Origin of the sequence: uncultured Allofournierella sp., assembly GCA_944382705.1 — a bacterium.
In the GTDB taxonomy this organism is placed as follows: domain Bacteria; phylum Bacillota; class Clostridia; order Oscillospirales; family Ruminococcaceae; genus Allofournierella.
In genome coordinates this window covers 1-22,692 of record CALWNE010000051.1, presented here as the reverse complement: position 1 = coordinate 22,692, position 22,692 = coordinate 1, and the positions used below count along the sequence as shown (strand labels likewise).

Here is a 22,692-nt window from a genome sequence, read left to right as displayed (position 1 = left end):
TTTAGGCCAAAGCCTTGGTTTTTTCGGCCAGCCAGGCGGTTTCCTCGCTGGTAAGGTGGGGTGCAAGAGTAGTGTATACCATGGCGTGGAAGTTATTCAGCCATTCCACCTCGTCCCGGGTGAGCAGCTCGGTGCAGACGGGGGTCAGGTCGATGGGGCAGTAGGTGACTGCCTCAAAGCCCAGGAACTGGCCGTACTGGTTTTTCACCCGCTCCTCACACAGCAGCTCGTTTTCAATGCGGATGCCCACCAGGCCTTCCTCGTAAATGCCCGGCTCGTTGGTAACAATCATGCCCGGTTCAAATACCACCTGGTTGGTAATGCGCAGGTTGTGGGGGCCTTCGTGTACGCCGCCCAAAAAGCCCACGCCGTGGCCGGTGCCACACCGGTAGTCGATGCCGTGCTGCCACACAGCGGCACGGGCCATAATGTCCAGGTTGCCGCCGGTGCACCCTGCCAGGAACTGTACCTTGGCCAGGTCCACATGGCTTTTAAGCACATAGGTGTAGAACTCCCGCTCCTGCTGGGTCAGCTGGCCCAGTGCATAGGTACGGGTAATGTCGGTGGTGCCGTCCATGTACTGTCCGCCGCTGTCCACCAGCAAAAAGCCCTTGGGCTCCAGGGTGGCGCAGGCTTCGGGGGTGGCATGGTAGTGCATCATGGCAGCATTAGCCCCGTAGGCAGCAATGGTGCCAAAGCTGGCCCCCAGGTTGCCCGGCTGGGCGGCACGCAGCTCCAGCAGCTTTGCGTCCACATCCACCTCGGTAATGGGGTTGCCGGCAGCCATCTGCTGCTCCAGCCACATCTGAAAGCGCACCATGGCCACGCCGTCCTTAATGTGGGCTTTTTTAATGTTCGCAATTTCCACCGGGTTTTTAATGCCCTTCAAAGCCTGAATGGGGTCGGTGCCCGGCAGCAGGGTGAAGTTGGGGTTCTGCTCCAAAGCCTGGTACACAGCCCAGTTGGTGCCGGCCTTGTCCACCAGTACGGCGGAGGGCTGGCTGTACTGGGCGATGGCGTCCAGAATGTCCTCGTAGTTCTGCACCTCTACGCCCTGCTGGGCCAGGCCCTGGGCAGCGGCAGGCTCCAAACGGGCCTGGTTGATAAACAGGGTGGCCTTGTCCTTGGTAACCAGGCAGTAAGCCACCGCAAAGGGGGTGCACTCAATGTCTGCCGCACGCAGGTTCAGCAGCCATGCCACGCTGTCCAGCCGGGTAACCACCAGGCTGTCTGCCTGCTGCTTTTGCAGCTGGGTGCGCACCTGCTCCAGCTTTTGGGCGGCGCTCAGACCGGCGTATTCGGTGCCCAGCAGCCAGGCAGGGGTGGCAGGCATGGCGGGGCGGCCGGGCCAGTTGCCCTCCACCAAATCCACCGATGCAATGCTGGCCCCCTTTTTGGCCAGGGCCTTTTGCAGGTCCATCACCAGGCTGGTGGGGGTGACCATGCCATCCAGAGCCAGCACCTGGCCCTGGCCCAGTGCGTCGGTCAGATACTGGGTCACGGTGGGCACACCGGCCACACCCATGCGCTGCAGCTGAATTTCGCTGCCTGCCAGCTGTCGCTCGGCCTGAATAAAGTAGCGGCCATCGGCCCACAGGGCGCTGGCGGTCTCGGTTACTACCAGGGTGCCTACACTGCCGGTAAAGCCGGAAAAATAACTGCGGGCAGCCCAGTGCTCCGGCAGGTATTCACTTGCGTGGGGGTCGGAAGAGGGGATTAAACAGGCATTTGCGCCCGCAGCCTTCATGGCCTGGCGCAGCAGACTGATTTTTTCGTTGGTTGTCATCATGGCGGGTTCTCCTTTAAACAAACCGGCAGAAAGCAAGGCTTGGTGCCAAAATTACAGCCCTGCCAAACAGCAGGGACAAGACTTCTTCTTTCTATATTACTACATGAAAGTAGGATGGGGAAGTGTTTTTTGAAAAAATACAGTATATCGGTTTAAAAGGGCAACCAAGGAAAGAATTTTGGCAGATAAACCAGAGGATTCATCTTGACAAAGAGAGTATAATAGATACCATAGAATGCCATCGGCTGACCCCAAAAATGGACGGGCCGATTTTATAAAAGGAGAACAATTCCATGACCAAGATTGATATTTTTTCCGGCTTTTTGGGAGCCGGCAAAACCACACTGATTAAAAAACTCATTGCCGAAGCCTACGCAGGCCAAAAGCTGGTGCTGATTGAAAACGAATTTGGCGAAATTGGCATTGATGGCGGCTTTTTGAAGGAAGCTGGCGTTGAGATTACCGAGATGAACTCCGGCTGCATCTGCTGCAGCCTGGTGGGAGACTTCCGCAAGGCGCTCATTCAGGTGATTGACCAGTACCAGCCCGACCGGATTGTGATTGAACCCTCCGGCGTGGGCAAACTCAGCGATGTAACCAAGGCGGTGCAGGCCATTGCCGGGGAGCGGCCGGTGGAGCTGAACAGCTTTGTGACCGTGGCCGATGTAAACAAGGTAAAACTGTACATGAAAAACTTTGGCGAGTTTTACAACGACCAGATCAGCCATGCCAATGCCATTATCCTGAGCCGCACCGATGCCTGCGGGGAGGAAAAAATTGCCCGTGCAGTGGCCATGATTCAGGAAAAGAACCCTCACGCCACCGTCATCACCACCCCCTGGCAGCAGCTGAAGGGCGAGCAGATTGTGCAGGCGATGGAAGGCCGTAAGGACCTGGTGGAGGAACTGGTGGAGCAGGCCAGGGAGGAACATCACCACCACCATGAGCATGGGGAGGAATGCGGCTGCGGCGGTCATCACCACCACCATGAGCACGGGGAGGAATGCGGCTGCGGCGGTCACCACCACCACCATGAGCACGGGGAGGAATGCGGCTGCGGTGGTCATCACCACCACCATGAGCATGGCGAGGAATGCGGCTGCGGCGGCCATCACCACCATGAGCATGGGGAGGAATGCGGCTGCGGCGGCCACCACCACCACGAGCATGGCGAGGAGTGCGGCTGCGGCGGTCACCATCACCACCACCACGCCGACGAGGTGTTCACCAGCTGGGGCCGTCAGACTGCCCGCATCTTTACCGATGCCCAGGTGAAGGAAGCCCTGGAAGCCCTGGACACCGGCAAATACGGCACGGTGCTGCGGGCCAAGGGCATTGTGGCAGGAGAAGGCCAGTGGATTTACTTTGACTATGTACCCGGCGAGGGCGATGTGCGCCACGGGGCAGCGGATGTTACCGGCCGCCTGTGTGTAATTGGTGCCCAGCTGGACGAGCAGGCACTGGAGCAGCTGTTTGGCCTGCAATAAGTGCCCAGAGCACCAGGAAGGAGCAGAACCTTGAGAAAAGACATTCCTGTTTATTTGTTTTTGGGTTTTTTGGAAAGCGGCAAAACCCGCTTCATCCAGGAGACCATGGAGGACCCGAAATTTGACTCCGGCGACAAGACCCTGCTGCTGGTGTGCGAGGAAGGGGAGGAGGAATATGCCCCCGACCGCTTCGCCTTTGGCGGCGTAACCGTAGAGGTGCTGGAAAGCCAGGAGCAGCTGAACCCGGAATATCTGGAGCAGCTAATTCAGCGCACCGGTGCAGGCCGGGTGGTGGTGGAGTACAACGGAATGTGGCTTACCCAGCAGCTGGCCCAGGCCATGCCCGACAACTGGGTAGTGTACCAGACCATTGCCACTGCGGATGCTTCCACCTTCCGGATGTACTTTGATAATATGCGCCAGCTGTTTTTGGATAAGTTCAGCCAGAGCGAACTGCTGATTGTGAACCGGGCCGAAGCGGTGAACAATCCCCAGGATAAGGAGTTCATCCACAAGGCTGTCCGGCAGGCCAGCCGCCGCTGCGATATTGCCTACGAATACACAGACGGCAGTGTGGAATACGACCAGATTCCCGACGAGCTGCCCTTTGACCTGGAAGCCCCCGTTGTGGAAATTGAGGACGAGGATTACGGCATCTGGTTTTTGGACGCCAGCGAGGACCCGGAAAAATACGCAGGCAAAACCGTGCGCTTTACCGCCCAGGTATGCCAGACCCCCAAGGTGGGGCAGAACCAGTTTGTGCCCGGCCGCTTTGCCATGACCTGCTGTGCCGATGACATTCAGTTTGTGGGCTTTCCCTGCAAATACGACGAGGCCAAAAAGCTGGCCCAGCGCAGCTGGATCAAGATTACCGCCAAGGTGCGGGTGCAGTTCCATCCCCTGTTTGGGGGCAAAGGCCCTGTGCTCACCGCCCTGGAAGTGGAATCCACCACACCCCTCCAGCAGGATGTGGTAACCTTTAGTTAACAAGATAAGATTTTGATGAAAAAAGCCCGGCAAATGATTTTTGCCGGGCTTTTTTAGTTGTATCGATAAAAGCGATTGCGTTCATTGTATGCAAAACCGAACTTTCGGTAGAATCCATCAAGTTCGGAAATTGCAATCAAACCAACAATCGAACCTTGTGTACAGTTATCTTGAATATACTCCATGATATGTTCCATAATTTGTGTGCCGATTTTATGCTTTTGATAGGATGGCAGTACCATAACATCCTGAATATAAAACACGGTGGCACCATCGCCCACGATTCTTCCAAACCCAACCAGTTTGCCGTTATCTTCGGCACAAACACAGTAGGTTGAGTATTCCAAACCTAATTTGATTTTATCCGATGGAAGTATTCTCCAGCCAATGGAGGTTCTCAATTGAGTGTAATCTTCAATGCTTGGTGTTTTTTGTTTTATCGTGATGGTTTTTATACAATAAAATTCGCTCCTTTGTGTTTTGCAGTAAAATTCGGCAGTTTCTAAAATTCAGGCATTAGCATTTTCATGGTACCATTATAGTAAAGATGTGGGTGCTTGGCTAGGCTTATGGTTTGCTGCAAATACTGTTTTTTGGTGCTATTTGCACCTTGCGCAAAGCTATGCTATACTACTTGATACAGAATACAAAGGAGGAACAACCCCATGGGTCTTATTCGACGGTTACTTTCGATTGGTCTTGGTGTGGCTGCCGGTGCAGTGGCATACAAGTTGCTAAGCGATTACAATAAAAGTGAGCATATTGAAGGCGAGTATGTGAATATTCCGCAGGAAACAGAGGAGCCCACAGCACAGGCTGCCGAACCAAAAGAGGAGCAAACGGTGGCCTACCCCCAGCGGCCGGACCGTGGCCCCAATGTGAACCCGGTGAGCCTGGGCACCCTGGAAAAACCCATCGACGAGGCCACCGGCAAGCTGGATGCAACCCGCATTGCCAGCCCGGAGGATTTTGGCGATTGGGATGAGTGGGGCTGCCAGGGCTAAGCCCAAAGGCCTGCCCCGGCAAAGCGGGGCCATACCGTACCGGGTGCATACCGTGCACAAAGCCCGGATGCAGAGAAGCCAGCGGTGCCAAAACCTGCAAAAGGCGATAAAAAAACGGACTTGGAATCTTCCAAGTCCGTTTTTGTTTGTTGCTGAAAAGGGGCCGGCAAAGTTACTTTGCAAACTCCACAGCCCGGCTTTCACGAATCACATTCACCTTAATCTGACCGGGGTAATCCAGTTCTTCCTCAATCTTTTTGGTGATGGAGCGGGCCAGCAGCACCAGCTGGTCATCGGTAACAGCATCGGGTTTTACCATGATGCGCACCTCACGGCCAGCCTGCACGGCAAAGGCGTTTTCCACCCCTTCAAAGCTGCAGCTGATTTCTTCCAGATTTTCCAGCCGCTTGATGTAGCTTTCCAGGTTTTCACGGCGGGCACCAGGGCGGGCAGCGCTGATGGCATCGGCAGCCATGACAATAAACGCCAGGGGAGTTTTGGGCTCCACATCCCCGTGGTGGGCCTCAATGGCATGGATCACAGCGGGGTTTTCCTTGTATTTGCGGGCAATTTCCACGCCAATCTGCACATGGCTGCCCTCAATTTCGTGGTCCAGAGACTTGCCAATGTCGTGCAGCAAACCAGCCCGGCGGGCCTGGGTTACATTCACGCCCATCTCGGCAGCCAGCAGGCCGGAGAGATAAGCAACCTCCAGAGAGTGGTTGAGCACATTCTGGCCAAAGCTGGTGCGGAATTTCAGGCGGCCCAGCAGCTTTACAATGTCCGGATGGATGCCGTGGATGCCCACCTCCATCACAGCCCGTTCGCCCTCACGCTTCATGGAAAGCTCCAGTTCACGGCGGCACTTGTCCACCGTTTCTTCAATGCGGGCGGGGTGAATGCGGCCGTCGGCAATCAGCCGTTCCAGGGTCATGCGGGCAACCTCACGGCGGGCCTGGTCAAAGCTGGAAAGGGTGATGGCTTCGGGGGTGTCGTCAATAATCAAATCCACGCCGGTGGCGGTTTCCAGGGCACGGATGTTGCGGCCCTCACGGCCAATGATGCGGCCCTTCATCTCGTCGTTGGGCAGGGGAACCACGCTCACGGTGGTTTCGCTGGAGTGGTCAGCGGCACAGCGGGCAATGGCCATGCCAATCATCTCCCGTGCCATGGTGTCGCACTGGTCCTTCAGGTTGGTTTCGTGGGCGCTGATGCGCATGGCCTTTTCGTGGGTCAGCTCCTGGTCCAGCCGGTTCAGCAGCAGCTGCTTTGCATCCTCCTGGGTCAGGCCGGCAATGGTCTCCAGTTTTTCTACCTGGCGCAGCTTCAGCTGTTCCAGTTCGTCCAGTTTGGCTTCCACCAGTTCGCTGCGGCGGCGCTGTTCTTCTTCTTTTTGTTCCAGAGCGGCCACTTTTTTGTCCAGGGTTTCTTCCTTCTGGTCCAGGCGGCGCTCCTGGCGGCTCAGCTCGCTGCGGCGCTCTTTAATTTCCTTGTCGGCCTCGCTTTTCATGCGCAGGGCCTCGTCCTTGGCTTCAATTACGGTTTCCTTGCGCTTTTGCTCGGCAGCCTTGATGGCGTCGTTCACAATGCGTAGTGCTTCTTCTTCGGCACTGCCGATTTTGGCTTCTGCGGTTTTGCGGCGGTGGTCAGCACCCAGATAAAAACCGGCTGCTGCACACACTACGCCCACGATGATTGCAACAATCACCGTAATCATAATTGGTGGCAATGTATTCAACTCCTCAACTTCAAAAATGGTATCTGAGATGACTGCCACAACCCAGTGCCTGTGTATGTGAGATGCCGTGCCGCCCATGGGCACACAAAAATACGGCCCTGGCACCAGGGGGCACAGGGACGGAATCCAGCTTGCCCGCAAGGACTGCACAAAACAGCAGACCTGCGGAGGGAGCGACTACTTCACAAAAAAACAGGGCAAACCCTGGAACAATCATCTAATATACTGGTTCTTATTTTAATAAAGAGTCGTTAAATTGTCAAGAAATATTGACAACCGATGTCCGGGGGTATATGATAGGGATAATCTATCCCGCAAAACGCTGATGCGGACATGAGCGGGCCTTCAACTGCGAAAGAGAACGCCGCCCGGCGGCAGGGTTTTGGCCCCGCTCCGGTGCTGAAAGCGGCTGCGCCTGGCTTGGGGCCCAATGCTTACCACCGCAGAGTGCAGGGGCGAACCCCTGCCGGGCCGGGCCCGTTATCGCCCCAACGAGTGGGCACGCTGTGCGTGCAATTCGGGTGGAACCGTGGAGTATGCAAATGCTTCATCCCGTTGTGTTGTATACGGGATGGAGCATTTTTTTGTTGGGCAAACACCGGTTTGCCCGGTACCAAAACGGGAGGCAATCGTTTATGATCAACATTGATTTGAAAGGCAGCCTGCAGCAGTTTGAAGCAGGCATTACCCCTGCCCAGGTGGCCAAGAGCATTGGCATGGGCCTGTACAAAAGCGCCTGTGCCGCCAAGGTGGATGGCGTTGTGTGCGACCTGCGCACCCCGCTGAACCAGGACTGCGCCCTGGAAATCCTCACCTTTGCGGATGCCGAAGGCAAGGAGGCCTTCTGGCACACCGGCGCACACATCATGGCCCAGGCCATCCAGCACCTGTACCCCCAGGCGCACTTCGGCATTGGCCCTGCGCTGGAAAACGGCTGGTACTACGATGTGGGCGGCGTAAAGCCCTTTGTGCCCGATGACTTTGCCGCCATCGAGGCCGAGATGAAAAAAATCGTAAAGGCAGACCTGCCCATCGAAAAGCGCATCATTACCCTGGAAGAAGGCCGCACCCTGTTTGCCCAGCAGCCCTACAAGCTGGAGCTGCTGGAGGAGTACGCCGAAAAAGGCTGGGAGCTGAGTGTGTACACCCAGGGTGATTACACCGACCTGTGCGCCGGCCCCCACCTGATGAGCACCGGCACTGTAAAGGCCGTTAAGCTGCTCCAGGCCACCAGTGCTTACTGGCGGGGCGACTCCAGCAAGGACCGCCTGTGCCGTGTGTACGGCATTGCATTCCCCAAGGCAAGCGAGCTGGAAGCCTATGTGGCACAGCAGGAAGAAGCCCTCAAGCGGGACCACAACAAGATTGGCCGTGAGCTGGAGTACTTTACCACTGTGGACACCATCGGCCAGGGCCTGCCCATTCTGCTGCCCAACGGCAGCCGGGTGATTCAGCTGCTGCAGCGCTGGGTGGAGGACACCGAGCAGAAGCGGGGCTACCAGCTCACCAAAACCCCCCTCATGGCCAAGCGGGATTTGTACAAAATCAGCGGCCACTGGGACCACTACCGGGACGGTATGTTCATTCTGGGCGATGCAGAGGACGAAACCAAGGAGTGCTTTGCCCTGCGGCCCATGACCTGCCCCTTCCAGTATCAGGTCTACCTGAACCGCAAGCGCAGCTACCGTGACCTGCCCATGCGCCTTGGCGAGACCTCCACCCTGTTCCGCAACGAGGACTCCGGCGAGATGCACGGTTTGATTCGTGTGCGTCAGTTCACCATCAGTGAAGGCCATTTGATTATCCGTCCCGACCAGCTGGAGGAGGAGTTCCGCGGCTGCCTGGAGCTGGCCAAGGAGATGCTGGACACCCTGGGCCTGGGCGAGGATGTAAGCTACCGCTTTAGCCAGTGGGACCCCAACCGGAAGGATAAGTACGAAGGCACCCCCCAGCAGTGGGAGGAAGCCCAGAGCATGATGGGCAAGATTTTGGACCATCTGGGCCTGGAATACAAGGTAGGCGTGGACGAAGCCGCCTTCTACGGCCCCAAGCTGGACATTCAGATTAAGAATGTATTCGGCAAGGAAGATACCCTCATCACCATCCAGATTGATATGCTGCTGGCCGAAAAGTTTGGCATGAGCTATGTGGGCGAGGATGGCCAGGAGCACATTCCCTACATCATCCACCGCACCTCGGTGGGCTGCTACGAGCGTACCCTGGCCCTGCTGCTGGAAAAATACGCCGGTGCCCTGCCCACCTGGCTGATGCCCACCCAGGTGGAGATTATCCCCATCACCGAGCGCCAGCACGAGTACGCCCGCAAGCTGCACCAGCAGCTGGAGGCCGCCGGCATTCGTGTGGATACCGACTACCGCAGCGAAAAGATGGGCTACAAGATTCGTGAAGCCCAGCTGAAAAAGATTCCCTACATGCTGGTAGTGGGCGACAAGGAGATGGAGGAAGGCATGGTGGCCGTCCGTGCCCGCAAGGAGGAAAAGGGCGGCGTCATGACCCCCGAAGCCTTCCTGGGCCAGATTCTCACCGAAATTGCCACCAAGGCCCGGTAAGCAAAAAATCCCCCAAAACCCGGCCCAAACAACAGGCAAAAAGCCCCGCTGTACCCCCTTTGGTGCAGCGGGGCTTTTTTGCAAAAAACGGGCTAAAAAAGGGGGATAAAAAATAAAAATAAAAAAATTTAAAAAATCTATTGACGAATTAAAAAATCACTGCTATAATAAACTACGCTGTCAGGCGAGAGCTTGAAAGCGAAGCACTGGTGAGAGCTATTAGCTCAGTCGGTAGAGCATCTGACTTTTAATCAGAGGGTCCGGAGTTCGAGTCTCCGATAGCTCACCAAACAAAGGCAACAGGCCGTCAACTCAGGTTGGCGGTCTGTTGCTTTTTTGCGTTCTGTACAGGGTGCATTCAAAGGCGGCACCCGTACCCGGCAAGGCTTTTTGACGGCTCGCCTCAAAATCCCCAAACAGGGGGATTCCACCAAGCAGAGCGCAGCCCCGCCATAAAAACAAAATGGGAAAGATGCACAAGGCTTGCGGAGAAAATTTAACCGTCCAAAAATTACAAAGTGTTTACAAAAAAGCAAAGATTGAGTATGATAAAGGAGTACAGATCGTTCAGGTTAAAAAGAACAACTCCAAACCGGGCCTGTTTGGCTGTATACCTGCTTGGCCATACATCCACAATAGCCACAGCGGCGTGCTGTAAGCCCGCGCATGGCCCCAAGGGCTGTGCAGCTGCGGTGGGCCAAAGCCCGCAAAAGCCGTGCCGGATGCAGCAAGGAACCTGCAAGCAGGGAATGTTGTATGAATTTTGCGCACATCCTTTACAGCAGTCTGAGAGTGGAGTACAATAAAACAGCATGAAGATGGATTTTATAGGCCGGAGGGCTGCTCCGGCCTTTGCACTGCATTCCCCCAGGAATACAAATAAAAAAGATGGAGAGAATTCTATGAAGCGTATCATTGGTTTAACCCTGGCATTCATTCTGGCGGCGGGTATGCTCACCGGCTGCGGTGGCGGCAATACCACCAACCAGCCCCAGAGCGGTGCCACAGGCACCTCCCAAGCCTCCGAATCAACCCCGGAACCCACTGCGCAGCCCTATGAGGCAGCAGCCCTTACCGGCTACGAAAAGGACGCCGATTACCCCGAAGGCGAGCGGATTACCGCTGTCATGGTAAACAACATTCAGGTTTGCCGCCCGCAGCGTGGTCTTTCGGCGGCGGACATCCTGTTTGAAATCAAGGTGGAAGGCGGCATTACCCGCTTTATGGCCTTGTTTACGGATTATAACCAGATTCCGGAAATTGGGCCAATCCGTTCGGCCCGTGACCAGTTCTTCCGCCTGGTGCTGCCCTGGCAGCCCCTCTATGTGCATGTGGGCGAAAGCGTGGTGCAGACCACCTATATTGATAAGTACGATTACGATGAGTGGAACCTGGAGGGCAAGTACGCCCAGGGCCTGATTTACCGCAAGCTCAACCGGGTAAACTGGGCGGGCAACACGGTGGACACCGAGCACACTGCCTACACCGACGGCGAGCATATCGCCCAGTATATCCAAAGCGCAGGGGTGGACGACCGCCGAAGCTACAGCTCCACCTTCTTTGACTTTGTGGATTACCGGGACCCTGCCCAGATTCCCGCCGGCAACTTTATTGAGGGGGACAACACCGCCGAGCGTGTAACCATCCGTCATTCCGACAGCTACCGCACCCAGTTTGACTACGATGCTTCCCTGGGCGTGTACAATATGTCCCAGTATTATTCCAGCCTGGGCGCCTACCGCCCCACGGTGGACGAAAACAACGACCAGCAGCTGGCCTTTGACAATGTGATTGTTCTGTTTACGGATATGTACACCTATCCCGGCCACGAAGCCAAGGATTTGCAGTACGCAGAGTACAGCTGGGGTGGCGTAGGCTACTATTGCTACGGCGGCAAAATCGAAAAGATTCGCTGGCAGAAAGGCACCGACCTGGAAGCCCTGCGCCTGGTAACCTTTGACACCGAGGAGCCCTTGCAGGTAAACTGCGGCAAGAGCTATGTAACCGTGGTGGACATCGACGAGGCAGAGGCATTTAAGTGGGAGCCGCTGGCTGGCGCACAGAATGTGCAAGAAGCCCCCACCAGCGAAACCTTCCAGGAAGCTGACGATTAATTTCATTTCCATCAACCACCATCCCGTTTGTCCTGACCGGGCAGGCGGGATGGATTTTCTGCTGTAAAAGGAGCGAACTCCATGAATCCTAGGCTTAAAATTGCGTCAGCGGCCCTTGCCCTGTTGCTGCTGGCAGGCTGCGCCAGTGCCCATGCAGCCTCCTCCGCTGCCACCCAGCAGGCAGAGCAGACTGCCGCTGCCCAAACACCTGCTCCCAGCACCGCCCAGGCGGAACAGGGGCTCAGTCCCCTCAGTGGGCTGCCCACAGCCGCTGCCGGCAGCCGTCCGGTGGGGATTATGCTGTACAACACACCGGCTGCACTGCCCCAGTGGGGCATTGCAGATGCCCAGATTTTGCTGGAAGCCAACACCGAAGGACAGGGCAGCTGGCTGATGGCCCTTTACGACGGAACCGACGCGCTGCCCAAGGTGGGCCCGGTGGGCCAGGGGCGGGATTTGTTTTTGCAGCTCACCCTGTCCAGCCAGCCCATTTGGTCCATGATTGGCACCGAGGTATACAGCGAGAATTTTTTGAACTACTTCAATTTGCCCCACCTGAATGGCACATACATAGGCACTCTCAGCTTTGACCTGGACTGGGAGCGGGCCAAGACGGTGCCGGAGCAGTACAGCTGGTATACCCACACCACCGGGGTAAACAACGGCCTTTCCACCTATGGTATGGAAAAAAACGGCCAAACGGCAAGCTTTTTTGCCTTTGCCCAGGGGTCTGCCCCCCAAAACACCCAGGGCGGCAGCCTGCAAATTACCTACGGCGCCCAAAGAACCACCCAGCTGGCTTATGACCAAGCACTGGGAGAGTATCGGCTGTACACGGTACAGGGCGATCAGCTTTTGCCCCAAACCGATGCAAACAAAACCGAAGGAGAAACCCAGGCAAGCTTTACCAATGTACTGCTGCTGATGGCCTCCAGTGGCTACAAGGACAATGGCGCTACCCGCCAGTATGACCTGAGCGGCGGCGAGGGGGTCTATCTCAGCAAGGGCGGCTATGAGATAATCCGGTGGGAAAAAGGCACCGAAAGCCAGCCCCTGGCACTGTATCATCAAAACGGAACCCTCCTTACGGTAGAGCCGGGCCGCACCTACCTGGGCCTGTATGGCGGCTTTGAAGGCCAAGCCCTGGCAGTGCTGGGGCAGGACGGCACAGCGCAAACTCTGCCCGCTGCGCCGGAACCTATTCCCACGCCGGTGGCTACCCCAAGCCCCACCCCGGAACCTACGCCGGAGCCTACCCCGGAACCCACTCCGGAACCCACTCCGGAACCCACCCCAGAGCCTACCCCGGAAATTACGCCGGAACCTGCACCGGAACAGGCCGAACAGGCCGAACAGGCCACCGAAGCCCCCCAGGAACCTGCCCCCTGATGGCTCAAACAATCAACGAGGATGCAAAACTTTGAAAAAAGGCTTGCATTCTCTTTTTTGCGTGGTATAATTTAATACAATAAAGCGATAAAGAGTTAAGCTTGAATCAACTTAAATAAAAAGGAGTGCTTGAGTATGAAGTGGTGGCAAAAAGCAGCAGTGGGCCTGCTGAGTGTTGGAATGCTGGCAGGCTGCGGTAAGCAGGCGTCAGATTGGGACTACATTCAACAAAAGGGAACCCTGGTCATTGGCTATACCATCTTTGAACCCATGAACTATGTGGACGAAACCGGCACCCTGACCGGGTTTGATACCGAGCTGGCTCAGGCAGTGTGCGCAAAGCTGGGCGTGGAGCCGGAGTTTGTGGAAATCGACTGGGAAAACAAACTGCTGGAGCTGAACTCCAAAAAAATCGACTGTGCCTGGAACGGCATGACCATTTTGGAGGAACTGAAGGACTCCATTGATTTTTCGGTACCTTACAGCGAAAATTATCAAGCCTGTGTCATCCGTAAAGCGGATGCAGACCTTTACAAAACGGTGGAAGATATGGAAAACGCCCGCATTGGCGTGGAAGCTGGCAGTGCCGGTGAGGCAACTGTAAAGGCAGATTCTGTACTTAGCAAGGCCAACTGCACCAGCCTGACCGCCCAGCGCAACACCCTGCTGGAACTGAAGGCAGGCACCCTGGATGTGGCCATCATTGACGGCGTTATGGCAAACTCCAGCGTAGGCGAAGGCACCGACTACCAGGATTTGATGGTGGTGCCCGGCATCGAGCTTTCCAAAGAAGAATACGGAATCGGCTTTCGGAAAAACAGCCCTGTAACGGTGGAAAAGGTCAACCAGGCATTGCAGGAGCTGGCAAACGAAGGTGTCATTGCCCAATTGGCAGAAAAATATCCCTCGGTTATGGTTACCCTGAAGGGCCAGTAATCCACCAAGCGTGGAAAGGAGAAAGCAGTCATGGATTTTTGGCAGGTAAACATCACCCTGTTGCAGGGGTTTGGCAGCACCTGTGTTTTGTTTTTTGTTACTTTGTTGCTGGCGATTCCCCTGGGGCTGGTGGTAGCCATGGGCTCCATGAGCCAGTTGGCCCCCCTGCGCTGGCTTACCCGCACCTTTGTGTGGGTGATACGGGGCACCCCACTAATGCTTCAGATTTTTGTGGTGTTTTATGTGCCGGGCCTGGTGTTTGGCATCCAGACTGGCCCCTCTCGCATGGTTCCGGCCCTTACAGCCTTTGTAATCAACTATGCGGCCTATTTTTCGGAAATTTACCGGGGCGGCATTCAAAGCATTTCCAACAGTCAGTACGAAGCCGGGCTGGTGCTGGGCATGACCCGGCGGGAGATTTTTTTCCGGGTGGTGCTGCTTCAGGTGGTTAAGCGCATTCTGCCCGCCATGAGCAATGAGGTAATTACCCTTATTAAGGATACCTCTCTGGCACGGGTGATTGGTGTGGTGGAACTGCTGAAAGAGGCAGAGCATTTTGCTCAATATGGTTTGATCTGGCCCCTGTTTTACACCGGTGTGTTTTATCTGGTGTTCAGCGGCGTGGTCACCCTTCTGTTCCGCAAAGCAGAGCAGAAGATGGAATTTTTTAAAGGATGAGTGGGCGTATGTTACAGGTAGAACAGTTGCAAAAAAACTTTGGCAGCACCCGGGTGCTGGCGGATGTAAGCTTTACCCTGGAGCAGGGGCAGGTGCTTTCCATCCTGGGGTCCTCCGGCAGCGGCAAAACCACCCTGCTGCGCTGCTTAAACTTTTTGGAAACAGCGGACCGGGGCCGCATCTTGCTCAACGGCAAAACCCTGTGGCAGACCGGCCAAAAAACCGTGGAAGCCAGCCAGCGGCTGCACATGGGCCTGGTGTTCCAGGGGTTTCACCTGTTTCCCCAATACACAGCGCTGCAAAATGTGATGCTGGCACCCCAGCTGCAAGCCAAACGGAACAAAAAACTAACCCGGCAGGAGCAGCAGCGGCTGGAGGAAAAAAGCCGCCTGCTGCTTACCCAGGTGGGCTTGCAGGACCGATTGAATCACTATCCCTGCCAGCTTTCCGGCGGTCAGCAGCAGCGGGTGGCCATTGCCCGTGCCCTGGCCATGGAGCCGGATATCCTGTGTTTTGACGAGCCCACCAGTGCACTGGACCCGGAACTTACCCGGGAGGTGCTGCGTGTACTGCGCCAGCTAAAAGCGCAGAATACCACCATGATTGTGGTAACCCATGAACTGGAGTTTGCCCGGCAGGTATCCGATCGGGTGTTGTTTATGGCGGATGGTGTGATTTTGGAGCAAGGCACCCCCCAGGAAATTTTTGAGAACCCCAAAACCGAAAAGCTGCGGGCTTTTTTGGCGCAAAGTCCCGAAATTCCTTAACATTAAAACTACACATAAAAAACGCTCCTCCTGTTTAGGGGGAGCGTTTTTGTGTGAGGTAAGATAAGTGCGTGTAAAACAAAGTGGGGCTACTTGCCGGGCGGCAGCAGGCTTGGTGCCGCACACAGCCGGCAGCTTACAGCTGGTTGGCCACCTGGTAGCCGCTGCGCACTGCTTCCAGAATACCGGCGGTGCGCTCACCGGCGCAGTCGCCTGCGTAGTAAACCGGTACGGTAACCCCTTCGGTGTCCAGGGTGTTCTTGCGGGAACCCACAGCCATTACAACGGTGTCGCAGGGGAGCGTCAGGGTGGAATCATCGGTGGTGTTTACAGCCTCCACACCCTCTGGGGTGATGGCGGTAACACGGGTGTTAATGTACTGCTTTACATCATGGGCGGCAAAGTGTGCCAGGATGGTGGGCAGAATGGTGGAGGACTCACCGGCAGCGATGGTGTCGGTCATCTCCACCACCGATACGGTGCAGCCGTGGTCCAGCAGATATTCGGCGGTTTCCACACCCACCAGGCCGCCGCCAATCACCACGCAATGGCCCTTGGGGGCAACGGTGCCTGCCAGCACATCCCAGCTGGATACCACATTGCTGCCGTCGCAGCCGGGCACGGGCAGGGTCCAGTTGTGGGCACCCACCGCCACGATGACGGCATCGGCCTGGTTCATCTGTTCCTTGGTACACTCACAGCCCAGGTGCAGGTTTACGCCCAGCTGGGGCAGAAGGTCCTGGTAGTTGGTGCAGGCCCGCAGAAGCTCATCCTTGCGGGGAGGTGCCGCTGCCAGATGCAGCTGGCCGCCAATCTGCTGCTCTTTTTCGTATACATCCACGGTATGGCCCCGCAGTGCAGCCACACGGGCGGCCTCCAAACCGGCAATGCCTGCGCCCACAATCACCACTTGTTTTTTCTCCTGGGCAGGCTGGATGGAAAGGGTGGACTCCAGGCCGTTTTCTGCGTTCAGCACACAGGTGAGGGGGCGGCGGTTCTGGATGGCGTCCACGCAGCCCTTGTTGCAGTTGATGCAGGCCCGGATGGGCAGGCCGGAAGCAGCCTTGTTTGCAATATCCGGGTCACACAGCAGGCCACGGCCGTAGGCAATTACATCTGCGTCGCCGTCGGCCAGCAGCTTTTCGCCGCTTTCAATGGAAAGCACCTTGCCCACAATGGCCACCGGAATGGATACGGCAGCCTTTACCGCACGGGTGGCGGGCAGTACCCAGTGTTCTTCCCGGGTGCCCATGGGGGGAATGGTGTCGGCCATGTTGCCGGTGTGATTGGCCTGGGCCACCTGAATCATGTGAACGCCAGCCTGTTCCAGCAGCTTGGCAAACTCCACAGCTTCCTCCTGGAGCAAACCGCCCTTGCCTCGCAGAGAACCGTCCGGGTTGTGGGTGATGATGGGCAGCTTGTACTCAATCATCAGGTTGGGAGCAGACTTCTGGATGGCGGCCACCACCTCCAGAGCATAGCGTACACGGTTTTGCAGGCTGCCGCCGTAGCAGTCGGTACGCTGGTTCAGAATGTGAGAGCAAAGGGACCCCAGCAGGCGGTCACCGTGCACCTCAATGGCGTCAATGCCTGCGGCCTGTGCCCGGCGGGCAGACTCTGCAATCAGGTCACGGATGCAGGCCAGCTCCTCGGGGGTAACTTCGGTGATGAAGTGTTTCATGTCATGGGCAATTTTGGCGTGGGCATCCTTGCCTGCCTGCTGGCTCTGGGCCATTTTGGCAGCAAAGGTTTCCATATCGCCCCTGGCTTTGGCCTCCATGGCCTCCTTGGCGGCTGTCTGGGCCTGCACAATCAGGCGGCCAACACCGGGAACATCGTACTCCGGGTGAAACAGCTGCAAGGCCACCTTGCAGTCGTATTTGTGCAGGGCGTCGGCCAGCAGTTTGAAGTTGGGAATCTGCCGGTCGTCAAACAGCTTGGGGGTGGGGGAGGCGGTCATGACCGGGGCCACATCGCCAATGACAACATAACCGGTGCCGCCCTTGGCCAGCCGTTCATAAAAGGCCAGTGCCTGGGGGCTGAAGGAGCCATCCCGCTCCTCGTAACCAGTGGTCAGAGGGGGAAACATGACCCGGTTTTTTAGGGTCAGAGGGCCTACGGTGATGGGGGTTAACAGCAAAGATGTACCGTTCATGGGAAATCCTCCTTAGCAAGAAAATGGTTTGTTTTTTAACAATCTTACTAAATCCCATTATAAAAGAAGATTTTGGATAAAAACACTCGCAAATTACTTGAAAACTATCATAAATTGATATAGTATCAAAAAAAGAGAAATCAATCCGATAAACCCCTTGAGTTTATAGCAAAATTGCAAGGAGGCAGCTGTGGAATATCATGTAAAAACCATTGAAGCAGCCCAGCCGGGATGCCTGCGCCTTACCACAGACCAGCAGATGGGCTTTCTTTTGGTGATGCGGGGGCGGGTCAGTTTGCATGAGCATGGCCGGATAGGGCCAGAGCATCTGTGCCTGTGCAAAGAGCACCAGGTGCTCCGGTTGGAGTACACCGGGGTCCGGGTTCCCTTAAAGGCCCTCTGGGTAAGGCTAAACACCCAGCTGCTGGCAGCCTGCTCCACCCCGCAAACCGATATAGCCGCCGCCTTTGCCATCAATCCGGCGGCTGTTGTGGCAGTCCGGCCACGGAGCGAGGGACTGATGCTGCTGAAAAGCCTTGCCTCTCAGCTGGAACGGCTGCAAACAGAGCCCCGGCGCTGTGCTGGGGATGTGCTGGAGCGGGCAACCCAGCAGATGTTTTTAGCCTTGGTGCTGCAAGCCTTTGCCCAGGAAGATCCCCACCATCTGACCCCCGGCACCAAGGGCCGCAGCCAGTTTTTTGTGGACGAGGTGTTCCGGTACATCCGCCAGCATCTCACCGAAGAAATTACCTTGCAGCGGCTGGAGCAGGAGTTTTATGTAAGCCGCAGTCACCTGCTGCGGGAGTTCAAAAAACATACCGGCCAAACGGTACACAGCTACATTGTGCAGGCCCGGCTGGATGCAAGCCGAACCTACCTGGAACAGGGCAAGTCGGTGGCGCAGGCCAGCCAGCTAAGCGGATTTACAGGGTATAACCACTTTTTTAAAGCCTTCCGCAGGGCCTACGGAATGACGCCCCGGCAGTATGCAGTCCTGCACACAGCGCCGGACTGCAAGCCGGATGAAGCTCCGTGAATGGGTCAGCCATGCAAAAAGGCCGCCTGACAGTCCAGGCGGCCTTTTTTATGCAAAGTTTGTGCTGTATCTATGCCGGACTGTGCAGCCCGGGCAGCACTGCGTATTTGCGCTGTATAGGCGGGCGGATTAGTCCAGATAACCCAGGGGCAGAACCTCCACGGCTTCCACCAGGCCGTCCCGCATCCACATGGCGGCGTCGGTGCGCAGGGTGTAGCCACAGCCGGGGTCTGCCATCCAGTCCTCCGGCTTGCGCTGGGGCAGGGCTTTTTGGGCCAGCATGCTCATGATAACGCCCCCGTGGGTTACACAGGCGGCCTCGGTAAGGCCGGAACGCATCATGAATTCAAACAATCCCATCAGGGTTTTGCCGCACCGCTGATGAAATTCCAGGGTGGGTTCGGCGCCTTCCGGTGTAAAGCCGGAAGTAGGGTCCATCCAACGCACAAAATCCGGATTCTGCACCAGGTCCCGCACGGGCTGGCCCTCAAAGCAGCCAAAGCCAGCCTCCCGCAGGTCGGGGATTTCCAGCTTGCGGGCCGCAGGGAACAGCAGGTCGGCGGTTTGGCCTGCCCGTGCCAGGGGAGACACAAACACGGTGGAGGGCTGGGGGTAGGTAAACTGGCTGCGCAGTGTTTCCAGCTGCTGGCGGCCTTCCGGGCACAGGGGCAGGTCGGTGCCGCTGCCTACATACAATCCATCCAGATTGCCCTGGGTCAAACCGTGTCGAATCAGGTGCAAAGTAAAGGTTTTCAAGGGAAAAACTCCTTTCGGTAATGCTTAAAAGGTTACAAAATAGTAACAATAAAGAAGCGGCGCAGCCTTGCGCACCACAACATTTAGCAAGCGATTCCTGTTTATTATCATATATCTAGTTGGCAAAGTCAACCGGTGGCGAACTGCCCAAAAACATCCATGAGAATTTTGTATACAAATGTATTTACAAAGTGTTTTTGGTATTTTATAATTTACCATGCGTATTTGTTTGACAGGCAGGTGCCGTCAGGCGGCGGCATACCAGGGCTTTGCCCAGAAACTGAGGGAAGATGAAATGACAACGGAGTTTAATCGGATTATCACTTTGCTGCGCAAGGAGCGGGGCATTACCCAAAAGCAGGCAGCTGCGGATTTGGGCGTATCCCAGGCATTGCTTTCCCATTACGAAAAGGGCATTCGTGAATGCGGCCTGGAATTTGTGGTGCGTGTGGCCGATTACTACGATGTTTCCTGTGATTATCTGCTGGGCCGCAGTGCCGACCGCAACGGCCTTACCCTGCGGGTGGAGGATATCCCCAACCCGGAGGCCGCCAAGGACAGCATTTATAAAGGCAGCACGCTGCCCACCATGAACAAAAAGCTGATTTCCAACAGCCTGAACATCCTGTTCGACAAGCTGGCTGCTGGCCAGAACAGCGGCCTGGTAACCGAGGTAAGCGCCTATCTGAGCATTGCGGTGTACAAAATGTTCCGGCTGCTGTATTCCTCCAACAGCAAAAATGCTGCCAGTCTGTTCAGCCTGAGCAACGGCCGCTGGGAGGGCTATTCCGATGCAGCCATGAACCTGGCCCAGGCCAATGTATCCGCCCTGCTGGAAGGGGAGGAAGTGGGCGATAAGGCTGGCATGAAGGATACCAGCTGTTTTGCCATGACCAGCCAAACCCTGGAGCAGGAATACCGCCTGTACCACAACAGCCTGATGATGCTCATCAACAACAGCGAAAAGCGCATTCAAAAGGGCAAGTAAACACCAAACAAAAAACCGCTGCCCAATCCCAGCCAATCTTCTGCCTGGGTGCGCAGCCAATCAAAACACCCCCGCTTCGGATTTGAAAGCGGGGGTGTTGCTTTGTTTGCAGCCAAAAGCATCTGCCAAAAGGCCGCCCGGCTGCCGATTGGGCAGGAATAAATCGTTGCAGCAAGCAAGCCTTTTTTGCAAACGCTGGTCAAGCTGTTTTGGGTTCTATTAAAATTAAAAAAGCACCAAAGCAGAGCTTGTCCGCTTTGGTGCTGGCCAATGGATGAATTGGCTTTGTGAGATGGGAAAAACCAACCACAAGCTATTTAGATGTCGCCAATTTCCTTGCGGCATTCGGGGCAGATGTTGCGGCCCTTAAACTGTACCACGCCCTTTGCTTCGCCGCAGAAAATGCAGGCAGGCTGGTACTTTTTCAGGATGATTTCGTCCCCTTCTACAAAAATTTGCAGGGAAGAATCCTGATCGATTTCCAGAACGCGGCGCAGCTCGATGGGGAGTACAATGCGGCCCAGATTGTCGATTTTGCGAACCATACCAGTAGATTTCATAAATTTCTCTCCTTTACTAAGTGGTATTCTCTCATCTTATGGGGGATGAAGACCGGGTTCCCTAAAAATGGGGGGAGTCTCATCAGCCTAATTATAAACCACGGTGGAAAAAATGTCAATATATGGCAAACTGTTTCCGGGAAAAATTTTTATGATATCTTGGATGTTTTTCGCAATTCTACAAAAAACAAAGCTTTTAGCGGGATTTATTAAAGATAAATGTCAAAATTCGACCCTTTTCTGGTCAAATTTTTGGCTGCTCCAATCTTTGATTTTCCATCAAAAAACAAGCTTTACAGCTGAAGCATACCAATTTTTTTATAAACCTTGCTCAGGGTGCGCCGTGCAATGTGGTCTGCCTTTTGGGCACCTTCGGTGAGAACCTGATCCAGGTAGGCCTTATCCTCCAGAATGCGGTGGTACTCCTGCTGGATGGGCTGGAATGTATCGATTACGCTTTGTGCCACGGCTTCTTTGAATACACCGTAGCCCTGGCCCTCAAACTCCTGCTCAATGGCGGCAAAGTCCTTGCCGGTAAGCACGCTGTAAATGCTCATCAGGTTGGTTACGCCGGGCTTGTCGTCCGCCGCACGCACGGTGCCCTCACTGTCGGTAACAGCACGCTTGAACTTGCGCAGTATGGTGTCGGCGTCATCGGTCATTAAAATAAAGCTGTTGGCGTTGGTGTCGCTCTTGCTCATTTTTTTGTCCGGTTCCTGCAAACTCATAATTTTGGCGCCGGTTTTGGGAATGTAAGGGTCGGGCATGGTAAAGGTGGGGCTGTACAGGTTGTTAAAGCGCTGGGCCACATTACGGGTGAGCTCCAGATGCTGCTTTTGGTCCACACCCACCGGCACCAGGTCGGCGTTGTACAGCAAAATATCCGCTGCCATCAGGGCAGGGTAGGTAAACAGACCGGCGTTCACATTGTCGGCATGTTTGGCACTTTTATCCTTAAACTGGGTCATGCGGCTCAGCTCGCCAAACTGGGTATTGCAGGACAGCACCCAGGCCAGCTCGGCGTGGGCAGGCACATGGCTTTGCACAAACAAAATGCTCTTTTGGGGGTCAATGCCGGTGGCCAGCAGCATGGCAGCGGCTTCACGGGTTTGGCGGCGCAGGGCAGCGGGCTCCTGGCGCACGGTAAGGGCGTGCAGATTGGCTACCATGTACAGGCAGTCGTACTCTTGCTGCAATCTTCCCCAATTGCGAACGGCACCCACATAGTTGCCCAGGGTAAAGGTACCGGTGGGCTGAATGCCAGATAAGATGCGCTTTTTGCGCTGGATTTCTTCGCTCATGGTGTTGCCTCTTTTCTTGTTGGATTTGTTCTATTATAACTTGTAGCGTTACAGACTGCAAGTTTTTCAGGCACTAAGGCGCAAGGGGTTTGTTCCCGGTGCAAGGGCTTGTTCCAGGTAATCCAAATCAATTTGCCCCTGCAAGATGCGGCTTTGCTGGCCAAGCAGCTGTGCAATTTGAGCGTACACCCGGTCTCCTCCGTGGTAGCCGTCGATATACTGGTCATCGGTGGTTTGCTCCAAATAGGTGCAGTCAAACACCTCGTACCCATAGGGCTGGCACAGGGCGGTGAGGGCAGGGGCAATCTGCGGGATGTAACCGTAGCGGCCGCTGTCTGCCATGGCCCGGGCCACCGTGGGGGCATAGGGGGGAATCACCAGTACCTCCTCCATGCCCTGCTGACTGCAAAAGTCCAGCAGGTTTTGTACCACTTCCA

The 22,692-nt window shown here is 55.7% G+C and carries 19 protein-coding genes and 1 tRNA gene; 12 read left to right on the top strand and 8 right to left on the bottom strand.

What is annotated here, in order from left to right:
- Position 1 precedes the first annotated feature (1 nt).
- Positions 2–1,789 (bottom strand): aminopeptidase P family protein, encoded by a 1,788-nt coding sequence (locus ACH2EM_RS07625; protein WP_395151540.1) that lies wholly within the window; start codon positions 1,787–1,789, stop codon positions 2–4.
- A 293-nt stretch (positions 1,790–2,082) separates the two neighbouring features.
- On the opposite strand from ACH2EM_RS07625, the gene ACH2EM_RS07620 reads away from it, so the two are divergent.
- Both ACH2EM_RS07620 and ACH2EM_RS07615 read left to right on the top strand, forming a co-directional pair.
- A complete protein-coding gene (locus ACH2EM_RS07620) occupies positions 2,083–3,276 on the top strand; it encodes a CobW family GTP-binding protein (RefSeq protein ID WP_395151539.1) in 1,194 nt (397 codons plus the stop codon).
- A 30-nt stretch (positions 3,277–3,306) separates the two neighbouring features.
- Positions 3,307–4,263: a GTP-binding protein gene (locus tag ACH2EM_RS07615; protein ID WP_395151538.1), complete on the top strand. Its 957-nt coding sequence runs from the start codon at positions 3,307–3,309 to the stop codon at positions 4,261–4,263.
- 53 nt (positions 4,264–4,316) lie between these two features.
- Here the strand turns inward: ACH2EM_RS07615 and ACH2EM_RS07610 are convergent, their stop codons facing one another.
- Positions 4,317–4,664: a GNAT family N-acetyltransferase gene (locus tag ACH2EM_RS07610; RefSeq protein WP_395151537.1), complete on the bottom strand. Its 348-nt coding sequence runs from the start codon at positions 4,662–4,664 to the stop codon at positions 4,317–4,319.
- A 264-nt stretch (positions 4,665–4,928) separates the two neighbouring features.
- Between ACH2EM_RS07610 and ACH2EM_RS07605 the strand changes: the two genes are divergently transcribed.
- On the top strand, positions 4,929–5,267 hold the full coding sequence (locus ACH2EM_RS07605; protein WP_395151536.1) for a hypothetical protein: 339 nt from the start codon (positions 4,929–4,931) through the stop codon (positions 5,265–5,267).
- Positions 5,268–5,439: 172 nt separating this feature from the next.
- On the opposite strand, the gene rny is transcribed toward ACH2EM_RS07605, so the two are convergent.
- The gene (gene rny, locus ACH2EM_RS07600) at positions 5,440–6,984 is read right to left on the bottom strand and encodes a ribonuclease Y (protein ID WP_395151556.1); all 1,545 of its coding nucleotides are present in this window, start codon (positions 6,982–6,984) and stop codon (positions 5,440–5,442) included.
- Positions 6,985–7,640: 656 nt separating this feature from the next.
- On the opposite strand from rny, the gene thrS reads away from it, so the two are divergent.
- The 7 genes from thrS (at position 7,641) to ACH2EM_RS07565 (ending at position 15,459) form a co-directional block, all read left to right on the top strand.
- On the top strand, positions 7,641–9,575 hold the full coding sequence (gene thrS, locus ACH2EM_RS07595) for a threonine--tRNA ligase (RefSeq protein WP_395151535.1): 1,935 nt from the start codon (positions 7,641–7,643) through the stop codon (positions 9,573–9,575).
- A gap of 213 nt (positions 9,576–9,788) precedes the next feature.
- A tRNA-Lys gene (locus tag ACH2EM_RS07590) sits at positions 9,789–9,864 on the top strand.
- Positions 9,865–10,477: 613 nt separating this feature from the next.
- Entirely contained in the window at positions 10,478–11,689 is a 1,212-nt protein-coding gene (locus ACH2EM_RS07585) for a DUF3048 domain-containing protein (protein ID WP_395151534.1), read from the top strand.
- 81 nt (positions 11,690–11,770) lie between these two features.
- Positions 11,771–13,078 (top strand): DUF3048 domain-containing protein, encoded by a 1,308-nt coding sequence (locus ACH2EM_RS07580; protein WP_395151533.1) that lies wholly within the window; start codon positions 11,771–11,773, stop codon positions 13,076–13,078.
- A 135-nt stretch (positions 13,079–13,213) separates the two neighbouring features.
- Entirely contained in the window at positions 13,214–14,014 is an 801-nt protein-coding gene (locus ACH2EM_RS07575; RefSeq protein ID WP_395151532.1) for a transporter substrate-binding domain-containing protein, read from the top strand.
- Between the two features lie 30 nt (positions 14,015–14,044).
- Positions 14,045–14,692 (top strand): amino acid ABC transporter permease, encoded by a 648-nt coding sequence (locus tag ACH2EM_RS07570; protein WP_395151531.1) that lies wholly within the window; start codon positions 14,045–14,047, stop codon positions 14,690–14,692.
- Positions 14,693–14,700: 8 nt separating this feature from the next.
- On the top strand, positions 14,701–15,459 hold the full coding sequence (locus ACH2EM_RS07565; RefSeq protein WP_395151530.1) for an amino acid ABC transporter ATP-binding protein: 759 nt from the start codon (positions 14,701–14,703) through the stop codon (positions 15,457–15,459).
- A 136-nt stretch (positions 15,460–15,595) separates the two neighbouring features.
- Here the strand turns inward: ACH2EM_RS07565 and bilR are convergent, their stop codons facing one another.
- Entirely contained in the window at positions 15,596–17,614 is a 2,019-nt protein-coding gene (gene bilR / locus ACH2EM_RS07560; protein ID WP_395151529.1) for a bilirubin reductase, long form, read from the bottom strand.
- A gap of 190 nt (positions 17,615–17,804) precedes the next feature.
- Between bilR and ACH2EM_RS07555 the strand changes: the two genes are divergently transcribed.
- Positions 17,805–18,650 carry a helix-turn-helix domain-containing protein gene (locus tag ACH2EM_RS07555; protein WP_395151528.1) on the top strand — a complete coding sequence of 282 codons (846 nt, stop codon included), beginning with the start codon at positions 17,805–17,807 and terminating at the stop codon, positions 18,648–18,650.
- Positions 18,651–18,779: 129 nt separating this feature from the next.
- Here ACH2EM_RS07555 and ACH2EM_RS07550 read toward each other — a convergent pair whose 3' ends face one another.
- On the bottom strand, positions 18,780–19,406 hold the full coding sequence (locus ACH2EM_RS07550; protein ID WP_395151527.1) for a histidine phosphatase family protein: 627 nt from the start codon (positions 19,404–19,406) through the stop codon (positions 18,780–18,782).
- A 295-nt stretch (positions 19,407–19,701) separates the two neighbouring features.
- On the opposite strand from ACH2EM_RS07550, the gene ACH2EM_RS07545 reads away from it, so the two are divergent.
- Positions 19,702–20,394, top strand: coding sequence for a helix-turn-helix domain-containing protein (locus ACH2EM_RS07545; protein WP_395151526.1), 693 nt, complete (start codon positions 19,702–19,704; stop codon positions 20,392–20,394).
- Positions 20,395–20,711: 317 nt separating this feature from the next.
- On the opposite strand, the gene ACH2EM_RS07540 is transcribed toward ACH2EM_RS07545, so the two are convergent.
- The 3 genes from ACH2EM_RS07540 to ACH2EM_RS07530 form a co-directional block, all read right to left on the bottom strand.
- Positions 20,712–20,954: an AbrB/MazE/SpoVT family DNA-binding domain-containing protein gene (locus ACH2EM_RS07540; RefSeq protein WP_395151525.1), complete on the bottom strand. Its 243-nt coding sequence runs from the start codon at positions 20,952–20,954 to the stop codon at positions 20,712–20,714.
- 293 nt (positions 20,955–21,247) lie between these two features.
- Positions 21,248–22,255 carry a tryptophan--tRNA ligase gene (gene trpS, locus ACH2EM_RS07535; RefSeq protein ID WP_395151524.1) on the bottom strand — a complete coding sequence of 336 codons (1,008 nt, stop codon included), beginning with the start codon at positions 22,253–22,255 and terminating at the stop codon, positions 21,248–21,250.
- Positions 22,256–22,321: 66 nt separating this feature from the next.
- Positions 22,322–22,692 (bottom strand): hypothetical protein (locus tag ACH2EM_RS07530; protein WP_395151523.1); only part of this gene is annotated, 371 nt, incomplete at its 5' end.

Bases quoted from the DNA above. Each gene is read 5' to 3' on its own strand.
- ACH2EM_RS07625 (WP_395151540.1), bottom strand. From the start codon at position 1,789: ATGATGACAACCAACGAAAAAATCAGTCTGCTGCGCCAGGCCATGAAG.
- ACH2EM_RS07620 (WP_395151539.1), top strand. From the start codon at position 2,083: ATGACCAAGATTGATATTTTTTCCGGCTTTTTGGGAGCCGGCAAAACC.
- ACH2EM_RS07605 (WP_395151536.1), top strand. From the start codon at position 4,929: ATGGGTCTTATTCGACGGTTACTTTCGATTGGTCTTGGTGTGGCTGCC.
- rny (WP_395151556.1), bottom strand. From the start codon at position 6,984: ATGATTACGGTGATTGTTGCAATCATCGTGGGCGTAGTGTGTGCAGCA.
- thrS (WP_395151535.1), top strand. From the start codon at position 7,641: ATGATCAACATTGATTTGAAAGGCAGCCTGCAGCAGTTTGAAGCAGGC.
- ACH2EM_RS07585 (WP_395151534.1), top strand. From the start codon at position 10,478: ATGAAGCGTATCATTGGTTTAACCCTGGCATTCATTCTGGCGGCGGGT.
- ACH2EM_RS07580 (WP_395151533.1), top strand. From the start codon at position 11,771: ATGAATCCTAGGCTTAAAATTGCGTCAGCGGCCCTTGCCCTGTTGCTG.
- ACH2EM_RS07575 (WP_395151532.1), top strand. From the start codon at position 13,214: ATGAAGTGGTGGCAAAAAGCAGCAGTGGGCCTGCTGAGTGTTGGAATG.
- ACH2EM_RS07570 (WP_395151531.1), top strand. From the start codon at position 14,045: ATGGATTTTTGGCAGGTAAACATCACCCTGTTGCAGGGGTTTGGCAGC.
- ACH2EM_RS07565 (WP_395151530.1), top strand. From the start codon at position 14,701: ATGTTACAGGTAGAACAGTTGCAAAAAAACTTTGGCAGCACCCGGGTG.
- bilR (WP_395151529.1), bottom strand. From the start codon at position 17,614: ATGAACGGTACATCTTTGCTGTTAACCCCCATCACCGTAGGCCCTCTG.
- ACH2EM_RS07545 (WP_395151526.1), top strand. From the start codon at position 19,702: ATGACAACGGAGTTTAATCGGATTATCACTTTGCTGCGCAAGGAGCGG.
- ACH2EM_RS07540 (WP_395151525.1), bottom strand. From the start codon at position 20,954: ATGAAATCTACTGGTATGGTTCGCAAAATCGACAATCTGGGCCGCATT.
- trpS (WP_395151524.1), bottom strand. From the start codon at position 22,255: ATGAGCGAAGAAATCCAGCGCAAAAAGCGCATCTTATCTGGCATTCAG.